The following is a 12,151-nucleotide window of genomic DNA, read 5'->3' as shown; positions in this document are numbered from 1 at the left end:
GCGCCGAATCACTGCCAGGCATGACGACTATCGATGGCAGCCGATAGTGCCGGTGTCATACAGCGGATAAAGTCCCCACTCAATGAAGTGTCAATCCGCGATCGAGCGTTGAGGTAAGCGATGTCCCGCATGATCCGTTTTCATAAGTTCGGCGATGCCGACGTGCTCCAGTACGAAGAGGTTCCGACGCCCGTGCCCGGCCCCGGTGAGGTGCTGGTGCGTGTTCAGGCTGTAGGGCTTGGTTGGAAGGACGTGATGTGGCGTCAGAACCTGGCTGCCGAACAGGCTCGCCTGCCAGCAGGCACAGGTTTCGAGTTGGCCGGTACCGTGGCCGCACTGGGCGAGGGCGTCGAGGCCTTCGAGCTGGGCACCGCCGTTGCCGGCTTTCCGGCAAGCACGCCGAACCGTTACCCGACCTGGGGCGATCTGGTGCTGATGCCCAGCCATGCCCTGACCCGTTACCCCGAGGTGCTCAGCCCGGTCGAGGCCAGCGTGCACTACACCGGGCTGCTGTTCGGCTACCTGGCGCTGGTGGATCTGGCTCAGCTCAAGCCCGGGCAGCACGTACTGATCACCGAGGCCAGCCACTGCCTGGCCCCGCAGACCGTACAACTGGCCAAGGTGCTGGGCGCCAGGGTCATCGTCTCCACCAGCTCGGCCGATGATCGCGAGTTCCTGCGTGGCCTGGGCGCTGACAAGGTGATCGTCACCGAGGAACAGGATCTGGTGCTGGAGGTGGAGCGCTATACCGAAGGCAAGGGCGTGGAGGTGATCCTCGACCAGTGCGCCGGCCCGCAGATGAAACTGCTCGGTGATATCGCTGCAGCGCGTGGCAAATTGATACTGTATGGTAACAACGGTGGCAACGACACGGCGTTCCCGGCTTGCGCCGCGTTCAAGAAGCACCTGCAGTTCTTCCGCCATTGCGTGCTGGATTTTACCGGCTGCCCGGAGTTGGGCATCGAGCCCGACAGCGAAGCCGTAACCCGTGCGCTGACGCACATCAACCAAATGACGGCAGATCGATTGCTCACACCCGTGATCGACAAGGTCTTCGCCTTCGAGGATTTCGTCGCCGCGCATCGTTACATGGAAACCTGCCCGAACCGTGGCCGGGTTGCCCTGCAACTGAGCATCGATTGAGGATCGACGGTCGTATCGCGCCCGCTCTTGCGGCGTGATGCGGCTGGGTGGTTTATCCTGTCGAATGTCTAGTCAAGGAATCAGCCATGACGCTCGTTACCGGCGACTCGCTATCGCTTCTGCTCTTTCGTCTGCATAGCGGCAGGCTGCTTGGCATCAACCTGCTCAAGGTCAATGAGGTCATCGACTGCCCGCCGCTGACCAAGCTGCCCAACCGGCACCCCAACATTCGCGGTATCGCCATGCTGCGCGGCTTCACCCTGACCGTCATCGACCTGGGCGCTGCCATCGGTGAACGTGGTGTCAGCAGCGAGAACGACGAAGGCTGCCTGATCGTCACCGAAGTCAATCGCTCCCGTCAGGGCATGCTGGTGAAGAACGTTGAGCGCATCGTGCCGTGCTCGACCCGTGACGTGCGCCCACCACCCGCTGGGGCGGGCAGTCGCGCCTTCATCACCGGCGTCGTGCAGATCGACGGCGATATCGTGCAGGTACTGGATATCGAGAAGGTGCTGCACGAGATCACCCCGGAGCACGACCACACGCCGACCGAGCAACTGCTCGATCCGCAGGACGCGAAGCTGCTGCAGGGGCGACGGGTGCTGATCGTCGACGACTCGTCGGTGGCGTTGCAGCAGACGGTCAACGTGCTGCGCCAGCTCGGCCTCGACTGCACCGCCGTGCGCAGCGCCCAGGCTGCGCTGGATCAGTTGCATGACTACCGCGAAGCCGGCATGCCCTTCGAGTTGCTGGTGTCGGACATCGAAATGCCCGAGATCGACGGCTACAGCCTGGTACAGGAGATTCGTCGCAGCAGCGATATCGCCGACACCTACGTGCTGCTGCACACTTCCCTCGATAGCACCATGAACACCGAGAAGGCGCGTGCGGTGGGGGCTAACGCCATCCTCACCAAGTTCTCCGCCGTGGATCTGACCCGCCTGACCCTGGACGCCTTCCGCCAGATTAGCGCGCGCTGAGCCTTGCCGCCCGACGGCAGACAATTGCCGTCGGGCGGCAGCTTCATGCCTCTGCCTTAATCTCGCACTCCGTGCAAATCAATAACTTGCAATGATTATCTCGACTGGCATGAGAGTTGATGGGTTGCACCTGCCATTCATCAACGAGGATCAATCATGAGCACGATTGCGGGAGTGGCAGGCCACAGCAGCCTGTCACTGATGGAGTTCAAGACCGGCAAGCGCAGTGACGAGCAGCAGAAGGACGCGCTGTTTGGCGCTCAAACCAGCGTGCCCCAGCCGCGCACCGTCGATGCCAATGCCGAACGCGACTACCAGGCCCAGCAGGCCAGCGACGAAGGCTTCGCGCGCTATCGCGTCGGCCTGCAGACCACCTCGAACGCAGCGGCGGATAACCACTCTGAAAGTGGCGTCTGGAGCAATGGCCTGGGCACGAGCAAAAACGACGAACCTGACAAGGCCCTGCAGGAATTCCAGGCCTACATGGCCAAGTCGCCTGCCGAGAAGATGCGCGACAGCATCCTCAAGGACATGGGCCTGACCGAGGAAGACATCGAGGACATGCCGCCCGAAAGGCAGAAGGCGGTCGAGGCGGAAATCGCCGAGCGCATGAAGGACAAGGCGCAGATGCAGGCCCAGGCGGATGTATCGCCTGAAGAGCATGTATATGGCGTGGTGTAACGAGCGGCTAGAGCCGGCAGGGCGCAGCGCTGTGTCACTGCCGCTCTGGAGCCTGCCGGGTTAGTTACGAGGACACTCCAGGGGCGTGCCCTGCTTAGGGGCTGCTCAGATCGTTCCTTTGATCGCGGGTTTGGTCGTATCAGTGGTGGTTCTGAAGATGCTGAACTCGATCGGCTGTCCACTGGCGACGGTAATGCTCATGACATTTGAATGGTCGCCGTAGAAGGTTTTTTTCCTGATCGTGGACGTATATTGAAGTCCATCACTGGTTTCGCTCTTGGGTGACTCGTAGTGAAACTCCAGGGGCAGTTTCGGTGTGAACTGATTGATCGGGCTGGACATGAGCTCATGGATGACAATCTTGTTGCCCGCCCCGTCGGAGATCTCCATGTCGGCGCAGTAGGAAGTGTGCATGTCGCCGGTCAGGAAGATGACATTGCTGATGCCGTTCTTGAGAATGTGCCCGAGGATCTTTTCTCGCTGGGCTTTGAACGCCGGGTCACACCATTTGTCCTGTTTTGGATTCTTGACGGCACCTACGAATGGGACGCTGGTTACGATGAATTTGGTGTTGTTGCTGTATTGAGTCATCCAGGCAAGCAGGCTTTTGAGCTGCTTGTCGTCGATCATTTGTCCGAGGCTCGATACACGCGATGTACGAGTGTCGAGCACGAAAAACTGAACATCACCATAGTTGAAGCTGTAGTAATACTGGTCGGCAGCGCCAAGTGTGGTTGGGTTATGTGAGTGCTGGAACTCCCAGTAGACCTTGAGTGCGATGCGCGGCAGCGTGCTGCCGAGCTCATCGCTGCCATGCGCGTAGTTGTTGATGATCTCGTGGTCGTCCAGGATCATGTAATGCGGCAGTTCGGTCAGTACCTTCCTGGCGGGAATGCAGTCATCCCAGGCATCCAGATACTTGTCCCGGTAGTGCTCCAGGCTGGCCTCGGGTTTGAAAGGAATATCGGCATATATTTGATCACCCGCATGGAGCATGAAGCGCGCTTGGGTTTTCGCCGCGATTCTGGAAATGCTCAGCCAGGACTGATCCGGGCGCTCCAATATGCCAAGTGAATGAAGGTTGCACGAGCCAATAAGAAAGGTGAACGGCTGGGAGGCCGTTGTCGGGAAGGTCTTGAATCGACCTTCGGTATAGGCATCTCTTATGCGTGCCTCAGCGGGATCCTTGAGGGTTTTGCCGAAAGATACCTTCACTTTGTATTCAGTGTCGGCAGTTAGCCCGGTGAATTCATGAACAGCGGTGAAGAACTCGGATTCTTGAGTTGAAATGGCTACTTCAGTTGGTTTTTTGTTGTTGGCCAAGTTGATTAGCTGCAGAAAGGCTACTGGCCAGCGAGCCGATGCCCTGATCCAGATCTTCGCTGAGCTATCGGTTGTGTGCCCCAGAATGAGTTTTGCCATGTAATGTCCCTTTAATGTGTGGCTCCATGGCTTGGCGCTCTTGCTGGCCAGCCATGTTGGGCAGTGCATGTCATGGACTCCCAGCGCGAAGACTGGAACACGCGGAGGACTGCACCAGGTCGGACGTCTGTTTTTGTGGGCTAGCGTTCAATCGCCCTTGAATAATCTAGGTGCTGGGCGGCAAATTGCCATTTCGCCTGTCTGCCATTGGTCGGCCGTTGATCTAGGCGGCAGATCTCGGTGGACTGTTCGCTGACGCTACGAGCGGTCGGTGTCCCGATCCACCCTACGCGTTGAACGGCCTGGGCTCTAGGCTCCAGGCCGTTCTTGAGCCTCTTCAGGCCACCACCGGAATCAGCGGGTCGGCTGCCGCCAGGGCGGCTGCACGTTCGGCTGCTGGCGGGTAGATCCACTCGGTGTTGATCTGGGTCTTCAGCGCCTTGCCCTCCTGGCCGGTGAGCACCACCTTGCGCTCCCAGCCTTCGGTGAACACTGCGCCCCAGGCGCCCAGATCCAGGCAGGTGACGTACTTGGGCTGGCTATAGGCGATAGGCTCCACACCGAGCAGGTCGGCTGCGGCATTGTTGCCCGCCGAGCGCCCAAGGGCGATGGCGTGCTGACAGGTCATCAGCGCATGGTTGCCGATATCGTCCACGGCGGCGTAGGCCGTGTCCCCCGTGGCGTAGATCGCCTCCTGGCCGAGTACCTTGAGGTAGCGGTCGACATGCAGGCGGCCATGCAGGTCGCGTTCAGCCGAGATTTGCTGGGTGAGCGGCGAGGCTTGCACGCCGACTGCCCAGATCACCGTGCTGGCCTCGATGCGCTCGCCGTTATCGAGCACCACACCCGCTCGTTCCACTTTTGCCACCGGGCTGCCGAGCTTCCAGGTGACGCCGAGCTGGTCGCTGGCTTCTGCCACCACCGCCGCAATATCCTGCCCCATGGCGCCGCCCACCTGATTCGCCATGTCGACCACTATCACACGGATATCGGCCTGCTCGCCGAGCAGGGCGCGCAGGCGAGCAGGCATTTCCATGGCGGTCTCGATGCCGGTGAAGCCGCCGCCGGCCACCACCACGGTGTTGCGTGCTGGGCTGTCCGGCTGCCGGCGCAGGGCCTGCAGGTGGGCCTCGAGTTTCTGTGCCGACTCCAGGCTGTCGACATCGAAGGTGAATTGGTCGATCCCGGCCACCGGCGGGCGCGACACCTGGCTGCCGCTGGCCAGAATCAGCCGGTCGTAGGCCAGGCTGGCGCTGTTGCCGTTTCGGTCGCGGTAGCTCACGCGGCGTTCTTCGCTATGGATACGGGTCGCGCTGCCTTGCACGAAGTGCACGCCGACGGCGTCGAACAGCGGCCCCAGCGGAGCGACGGTGGTGCTCAGGTCAGCTTCGTAGAAGCGTGGACGTACGCGCAGCTCGGCCTGTGGGGCCAGCACGGTGACCGCCACGTCGAGGCGCTGCTGACGATCCAGCAGACGGACGGCGCTGAGTGCGCTCCACATACCGCCGAATCCGGCGCCGATGATCAGGATCTGTTGCTTCATGGTTTCGCTCCAGTGAAGAGATGGGAAATGTTCCGCTCGATTACGGAAGCGATTCTGCTGCTGGCTTGGATCGGTGTATTGATCCATTCTTGCTGGAAGTAATTGATCCATTCAGAGGCCCTCATGCCAAACACCAGCGCACCGCCGCAGGTGCTCTTCCTGCCGCTGGGCACGCCGGAGCCGGGCGTCAGTCTGCAACGCTGGCTTTACGAGTCGCTGCGTGCGGCCATTCTTGGCGGACGCCTGCCGGCGGACAGCAAGCTGCCCAGCACGCGACAACTGGCCGAGCACTATCAGATCGCCCGGGGCACGGTGCAGGCGGCCTATCAGCAACTGTTGTCCGAGGGCTACCTGCATGCACGCACCGGCAGCGGTACGCGGGTCAGCGCCGTGCTGCCGGATGTCACGCTCAATGCCGGCTACGTGCGGCGCAAGGTGAGGCCGCCCGAGGAGCTGCCACGCACGGCGCCAGCTACACCTTGGGTGGAGCGCCTGGATCTGCTCGATCCGGTGTTCGCCAGGCGCTCCTCGGCGCCGGGATTGCGCCCGTTCTTTCCTCATCGGGGGGATGTTCAGGCCTTTCCCATCGACACCTGGCGCAAGTTGCACACGCAACAACTGCGCGCGTCACGCTTGTCACTGCTGCTCGACGCCGACCCCTGTGGCCTGCCGGCACTGCGTGAAGCCATCGCCGGCTACCTGTCCATCGCCCGTGGCGTGCAGGTGCCGGCCGAACGCATACTGGTGCTTGCCAGCGTGCAGCAAGGGCTCGACCTGTGCCTGCGCCTGCTGGCACCCGGCGACTCACAGGTCTGGATGGAAGATCCGGGTTATCCCGGCGCGCGCCAGCTACTCGATGTGGCCGGAGTGCGACGGATCGACGTGCCGGTGGATGCCCAGGGCTTGCAGGTGGACGAAGGCATGCGCCTGGCGCCCCATGCACGGCTGGCCTACGTGACGCCGTCGCGCCAGGCACCGCTCGGTGGCGAACTGTCGCCGTCGCGCCGCCTGGCCTTGCTGCAATGGGCGCAGCGCGAAGGCAGCTACATCTTCGAGGACGACTACGACAGCGAATACCGCTTCATCGCCAAGCCGATCCCGGCGCTGCGCTCGATGGCGGCTGCCGAGCAGTCGGTGATTCTCGCCGGCACCTTCAGCAAACTGCTGTTTCCGGCGATTCGCCTGGCCTATCTGGTGCTGCCCGCGCACCTGGTGGAGTGCTTCACCCGCGCGGCAGCCCTGACCGCACGGCATGCCAATAGCCTGTCGCAGGCAGTGCTGGCTGACTTCATCCACGAGGGCCACTTCGACCGTCACGTGCGGCGCATGCGCAAGCTCTACGCCCAGCGTGCCGAGGCCTTCGCCGAGGCCGCGCAACGTCACTGGCAAGGCATGATCGAGGTGCCGGAAATCCGCGCGGGGCTGGACATCGCCTGCAATCTGCAGATGGACGACGAGGCCAAGGCTTTTGCGCAGATACAGGCTGCCGGCATCGAGGCGATGCCGCTGGCACGCTACTGCGTGCATCCACGCTCGCCCGGCCTGGTAATGGGCTTTGCGCCTTATGATGAGCGCGCCATCGATGAAGCGGCGAGAGCGCTCGGCGCAGCGCTGCGGGCCTGATGCAACCCGCGTTCCATTCACTACCAAACGATATGGAGGCGGATCGTGCAGGGATGTTAGAGCGACCCACGGAGGACGCCGGCCAAGCCGAAGCTTGCCTACAGGGCCCGTCATAGATGCGCGAGAAAACAGTAGACTCAAAAAAAGCGCCTATTCTTGACTATGGCGCTACCGCGCCTTCGTGTGAATCGGGCTACCACACCCAGTCACGGGATTGACCGCGACTGGTGTGTGAGGGAGTAGGGCAAGGGGGAGGGGCTGGTTCGGCCAATAGCGGCCTTTGAGGGGCGGTTGCTCTGGCTGGGCGCAAGAAAAAGTTGCTCCCTTCCTGATTACTATCTAGACATGCTGATGGCGAATGGTCACCTTAGAGAAATTAAACAGAGATGCGTAGTACTACGCCAAGGAGGAGGCAGGGTGTCGATCATTCAGGAAATTCACGCATGGTCTAAGGGGCTGCCTGCTTGGCAGCAAGATGCGATCGCTCGACTCTATCAAGATCGTACGCTTAGTGCGGCTGACCTGGATGATCTCTACGCGTTGGCTAAGGCCGAAGTGGGGATTGCTGATCCAGATGACCGGAAGCCCAGGGTGCTTGAGGAGGCTCAGATAGCTCCGCCGGCCGATCCAACCCGAGTTGTTCAGCTAGCAGCGATCAAGGATCTCCAGAATGTTAACGCCCTAGCGAACGGTGGCAGTGTTCCGATTGCAGTGGTAGGTCTGACGGTCATTTACGGAGAGAATGGCGCTGGGAAGTCGGGCTACTCCAGAGTATTCAAGCATGCGTGCCGTGCGAGAGATCGGCGTGAGCCCATACTGCCTAACGCAAACTTGGATCCCAAGACTGCCGGCGTTGCCCAAGCGGTGTTCGAGGCTGTTATCGATGGCACGCGTACTGACCTTGCTTGGCAGTATGGAATAGCGGCGCCTGAACCGCTTTCAGACATTTCCATCTTCGACACCCATTGCGCCCGTGCTTACATCGATAACCATGGCGACTTCGCTTACGCCCCATACGGACTGGATATCTTGGAGGGGTTAGTAGGCGCGTGTAACAAGCTCAAATTGCGTGCAACGCAAGAAAAGACAGCGAATGCTCCAAGTGACGCCGCGTACGCCGTACTTGCGAAAGAGCAGACTGCGGTGTCCACTGCGCTGCTGGGTATCCCGACTAGGACTAATCCCGAGCATATTGAGGCCTTAGCCACGCTCAGCCAGGCAGAGCAGGATCGGCTGCTCTTATTGACACAAACCCTAGCTGAAGCTGATCCGAAGCAAAAAGCCCAAGCGCTGCGTCAGAAGGCGACGCGCCTCTCAGGGTTGAAGGATCGAATAGCAGCAGCAATTGCGTTGATCAACGATGAAAAGGTCAACCAGCTCAGAGAACTAATTAAGAAATCGAAAGCGGCCAAAGCTGCAGCGGAGCTCGCTGCTACGGAGTTCAAACAGACACCAGGTCAACTTGTTGGCACAGGTGGCGATGAGTGGAAGGCTCTATTTGAGGCGGCTCGAATTTTCGCCGGAGTTAGTCATCCGGAACATGAATTCCCGGCAATTCCAGAGGATGCCGCATGCCCCCTTTGCCAGAACCGACTTGGGGAGGAAGGCGCCTCGCGACTAGTTAAGTTTGACGCCTTCATTAAGCATGCTGCCGAAAAGTCTGCGAAAGACGCCCGTGAAACTGCCGCCAATGCCTACAGGGTAATTCAGAACGCAGCCTTGGATGTAATGTTCCGCGATGCCTTGGTTGAGGAACTCACGGAAATTGATCCGGAGCTCGCTGCGGCATGTTCATCAATGCAGGAGTGTCTGCACTCCCGTCAGAAATTAATACTGCAAGCCGCTGCCGCTGAGATCCAGTGGGAGGAGGTTCTGGAGTGGCAGGCCGATCCGCAGCCGGGCTTAAAGCACATTATTGAAAGCCTACAAGGCCAAGCCGCTGCGCTAGAGGCAACTGCCGATGAGAGAGTCCGGGCTGAAATGGTTACGGAGAAGCGAGAGCTTGATGCAAGAGTAAGGTTGGGCGAGGTTAAGGACGCTGTACTGGAGGCAATTGCTAAGGAAGGTCTGAAATAGGCCGCTATTTCTGGCCGACTTCGGCCACTGCCGATTTTGAAAGAGTCCATCTGATCGAAAATGCTCAGATAACCCGCTTGTTTCTCCGTTTCTGACCTCCGCAATCAACCTGCGGAGGCCATTTTCCACATTACAGACGCACCTCTCCTGCACCCACCAACAAATATCGGCGTGCCATCCACAGGTTCGACAGAGCGAATAACGTCACCATCTGGACGGTGTTCTTCGCCAAGCCACGAAACCGCACCTTGGTGTAACCAAACTGGCGTTTGATCACCCGGAACGGGTGCTCAACCTTCGAGCGGGTCTGCGCTTTGGCTTTCTCGAGGCTGCGGTATGCCTTGTACAGTGCACTTTTCTTGCCGTGCTTTTCGTACGTGCTGCGCCGAGCCGCGATCTGCCAGATGACCTGGCGCCCCTCATGCTCCTCGCGCTTCTCGACGCCCGTATAACCGGCGTCAGCCGCCACCATGTTCTCTTCGCCATGCAGCAGCTTGTCCACCTGGGTGACGTCCGCAACATTGGCGGCTGTGACATGGACGTGGTGCACCAACCCCGACTCCACATCGACCCCGATATGTGCCTTGGCACCGAAGTAGTACTGGTTGCCTTTCTTGGTCTGGTGCATGTCGGGATCGCGTTTGCCTTCCTTGTTCTTGGTCGAACTGGGTGCATGAATCAGCGTGGCATCGACGATGGTGCCTTGACGCAAGGACAGGCCACGGTCGCCCAGGTAGCCATTGATGACACCGAGAATGCCGACAGCCAGGTCATGCTTCTCCAGCAGTCGACGGAAATTGAGGATGGTCGTTTCGTCCGGGATACGCTCCAGGCTCAAGCCTGCGAATTGGCGCAGAATGGTCGTTTCATACAGGGCCTCTTCCATTGCAGGATCGCTGTAGCCGAACCAGTTCTGCATCAGGTGTACCCGCAGCATAGCCATCAACGGGTAGGCCGGCCGACCGCCTTCACCTTTGGGATAATGCGGCTCGATCAGTGCCACCAACCCCTTCCAGGGCACAACCTGATCCATCTCGATCAGGAACAGCTCCTTGCGGGTCTGCTTACGTTTACCGGCGTATTCGGCGTCGGCGAAAGTCATTTGCTTCATTGAGAAACTCGGGCAACGGGATTGGCCTATTTCACCAGAAACGGGAGGTCTTCTTCAGACTTTCCCTAAGCATGAGGCCTGTAGCAAACTTCAGGCATGCATTGAGGGTTTAGACGCACGTGCTATCTCCAGAAAATCCACCGACCTTTCGCGTACTACGGCCAGCCAGGAGCTGGCGGACGCTCTGAACGAAGAGCTCAAGCGTCTGAAGGTACATCAGCTTCAAGTCGTGATGAAACCTGAGTCTCCTGGAGGCAAGACCCAGTTCAAGCTGATCTTGCAACTGCCTGGCGGGGGTGCCCCGGCAGCCATTCTTAGCGAGGGAGAGCAGCGTGCTATTGCCATTGCCTCTTTCCTTGCGGAGATCAGGCTTGGTAAGGGACGTGGTGGAATTGTACTGGATGACCCTGTTTCATCGTTAGACCACCGCCGTCGTTGGGAGGTAGCGGAGCGTTTAGCTATTGAGTCGCTGACTCGACAAGTAATTGTCTTCACCCACGACATATACTTCCTCTGCATTTTGGAGCAGAAGGCTGAGGAGTTTGGGGCTGCTCTGACTAAGAACTACATTCGTCGAACCTCGCAAGGTTATGGGGTGCATTCGCAGGATCTGCCGTTCGACGTGGTGGGTACCAAGGAACGCCTGGCCAGACTGCGCCAAGCGTTGGTTGAGGTTCGCAGAGCACAGAAAGATGGGGACGACGATGAGCATCGTCGCCTGACCGCTGCAAGCTATGGTCGACTGCGCCTCGCTTGGGAGCGGTGTGTCGAGGAAGTTCTATTGAACGGAGCTGTCCAGCGGTTCGGCGAGGGTGTATCGACACAGCGTCTCAAGTCTGTTGTTGTGACCGATGAAGATTACCGAGAGATCGATATCGGCATGAGCAAATGCTCCAAGTTCGAGCATGACGCGGCAACGGCAGTCGGAAGGCTTCCGACGCCAGAACCTGATGAACTAGAACAGGACATTGAGAGATTGGCTACATGGAGGGCTGCTTTGGAAAAGCGTTTGAAAGATACAGCCAAAGCTAGGGGCTGAACTGAAACCCCTTCGAGCAACCGCAGGCAAATGACAGCTTCTGATCGAGAGCTGCCTCATCCACCACCCCCACCAATCTTCTACTAAGCTTCCCTCCCATCAAGGACTGGCTTGGAGCGAGTGATGGGTTGTCCGCAGGTATGCAGTGGTGCGACGTTGCAGTGCAGTTTTGGCGCTGCGCCGAGCATGTTGAACGTGTTGCCGACCAATCGCACGCTGACAGGCAGCATGCCGGCGGCGAATATCATGGATCATATCCCGCTGGTGAACATCATGCCTTTCGGCATGTGCATGAGCATGGCCAACCCGATGGTGGCGGCTGCCACTGCAGCGGCCTTGGGGGTGTTGACGCCCATGCCGTGCATACCGGCCACGGCCACGCCCTGGATACCCGGCGCGCCGACCATGCTGCTGGGCAATATGCCTTCGCTGGATTCCAACTGTACTCTGATGTGCAACTGGGCCGGCGTCATCAAGGTGGTGATGCCGGGCCAGATGCAGATGCTGATTCCCTAGCAGATCACGAGCGCACC

General features: G+C 59.6%; 10 protein-coding genes. 7 read left to right on the top strand and 3 right to left on the bottom strand.

Annotated features, from left to right (window positions below):
• The first annotated feature begins 120 nt into the window (after positions 1-120).
• The 3 genes from PVE35_RS11965 to PVE35_RS11955 all read left to right on the top strand — a co-directional run bounded on the left by PVE35_RS11965 (position 121) and on the right by PVE35_RS11955 (position 2,804).
• Positions 121-1,143 carry a zinc-dependent alcohol dehydrogenase family protein gene (locus PVE35_RS11965; RefSeq protein WP_277374757.1) on the top strand — a complete coding sequence of 341 codons (1,023 nt, stop codon included), beginning with the start codon at positions 121-123 and terminating at the stop codon, positions 1,141-1,143.
• 86 nt (positions 1,144-1,229) lie between these two features.
• The gene (locus PVE35_RS11960) at positions 1,230-2,123 is read left to right on the top strand and encodes a chemotaxis protein (protein WP_268183904.1); all 894 of its coding nucleotides are present in this window, start codon (positions 1,230-1,232) and stop codon (positions 2,121-2,123) included.
• A gap of 156 nt (positions 2,124-2,279) precedes the next feature.
• Positions 2,280-2,804 carry a hypothetical protein gene (locus tag PVE35_RS11955; protein WP_277374756.1) on the top strand — a complete coding sequence of 175 codons (525 nt, stop codon included), beginning with the start codon at positions 2,280-2,282 and terminating at the stop codon, positions 2,802-2,804.
• A gap of 105 nt (positions 2,805-2,909) precedes the next feature.
• On the opposite strand, the gene PVE35_RS11950 is transcribed toward PVE35_RS11955, so the two are convergent.
• Positions 2,910-4,226, bottom strand: coding sequence for an alkaline phosphatase D family protein (locus tag PVE35_RS11950; RefSeq protein ID WP_277374755.1), 1,317 nt, complete (start codon positions 4,224-4,226; stop codon positions 2,910-2,912).
• Positions 4,227-4,563: 337 nt separating this feature from the next.
• Positions 4,564-5,769: an NAD(P)/FAD-dependent oxidoreductase gene (locus PVE35_RS11945; protein WP_277374754.1), complete on the bottom strand. Its 1,206-nt coding sequence runs from the start codon at positions 5,767-5,769 to the stop codon at positions 4,564-4,566.
• A gap of 123 nt (positions 5,770-5,892) precedes the next feature.
• Between PVE35_RS11945 and PVE35_RS11940 the strand changes: the two genes are divergently transcribed.
• Positions 5,893-7,392 (top strand): PLP-dependent aminotransferase family protein, encoded by a 1,500-nt coding sequence (locus tag PVE35_RS11940; protein WP_277374753.1) that lies wholly within the window; start codon positions 5,893-5,895, stop codon positions 7,390-7,392.
• A 417-nt stretch (positions 7,393-7,809) separates the two neighbouring features.
• A complete protein-coding gene (locus PVE35_RS11935) occupies positions 7,810-9,468 on the top strand; it encodes a hypothetical protein (RefSeq protein WP_277374752.1) in 1,659 nt (552 codons plus the stop codon).
• Positions 9,469-9,598: 130 nt separating this feature from the next.
• Here the strand turns inward: PVE35_RS11935 and PVE35_RS11930 are convergent, their stop codons facing one another.
• A complete protein-coding gene (locus tag PVE35_RS11930) occupies positions 9,599-10,579 on the bottom strand; it encodes an IS5 family transposase (protein WP_277372100.1) in 981 nt (326 codons plus the stop codon).
• On the opposite strand from PVE35_RS11930, the gene PVE35_RS11925 reads away from it, so the two are divergent.
• Together PVE35_RS11925 and PVE35_RS11920 are read left to right on the top strand one after the other, a co-directional pair.
• Positions 10,521-11,618, top strand: coding sequence for an AAA family ATPase (locus PVE35_RS11925; RefSeq protein WP_277374751.1), 1,098 nt, complete (start codon positions 10,521-10,523; stop codon positions 11,616-11,618). The two genes, PVE35_RS11930 and PVE35_RS11925, sit on opposite strands and share 59 nt — an antisense overlap.
• A 123-nt stretch (positions 11,619-11,741) precedes the next feature.
• Positions 11,742-12,134 (top strand): DUF4280 domain-containing protein, encoded by a 393-nt coding sequence (locus PVE35_RS11920; RefSeq protein WP_277374750.1) that lies wholly within the window; start codon positions 11,742-11,744, stop codon positions 12,132-12,134.
• Positions 12,135-12,151 lie beyond the last annotated feature (17 nt).

The sequence above is a fragment of the Pseudomonas sp. AA-38 genome (assembly GCF_029457475.1).
Classification (GTDB): domain Bacteria; phylum Pseudomonadota; class Gammaproteobacteria; order Pseudomonadales; family Pseudomonadaceae; genus Aquipseudomonas.
This window is presented reverse-complemented; position numbering and strand designations above follow the sequence as displayed.

What these genes read in the sequence shown, in the direction of transcription:
- PVE35_RS11930 (WP_277372100.1), bottom strand. Translation starts at nt 10,579, where the DNA reads ATGAAGCAAATGACTTTCGCCGACGCCGAATACGCCGGTAAACGTAAG.
- PVE35_RS11955 (WP_277374756.1), top strand. Translation starts at nt 2,280, where the DNA reads ATGAGCACGATTGCGGGAGTGGCAGGCCACAGCAGCCTGTCACTGATG.
- PVE35_RS11945 (WP_277374754.1), bottom strand. Translation starts at nt 5,769, where the DNA reads ATGAAGCAACAGATCCTGATCATCGGCGCCGGATTCGGCGGTATGTGG.
- PVE35_RS11960 (WP_268183904.1), top strand. Translation starts at nt 1,230, where the DNA reads ATGACGCTCGTTACCGGCGACTCGCTATCGCTTCTGCTCTTTCGTCTG.
- PVE35_RS11965 (WP_277374757.1), top strand. Translation starts at nt 121, where the DNA reads ATGTCCCGCATGATCCGTTTTCATAAGTTCGGCGATGCCGACGTGCTC.
- PVE35_RS11920 (WP_277374750.1), top strand. Translation starts at nt 11,742, where the DNA reads ATGGGTTGTCCGCAGGTATGCAGTGGTGCGACGTTGCAGTGCAGTTTT.
- PVE35_RS11950 (WP_277374755.1), bottom strand. Translation starts at nt 4,226, where the DNA reads ATGGCAAAACTCATTCTGGGGCACACAACCGATAGCTCAGCGAAGATC.
- PVE35_RS11940 (WP_277374753.1), top strand. Translation starts at nt 5,893, where the DNA reads ATGCCAAACACCAGCGCACCGCCGCAGGTGCTCTTCCTGCCGCTGGGC.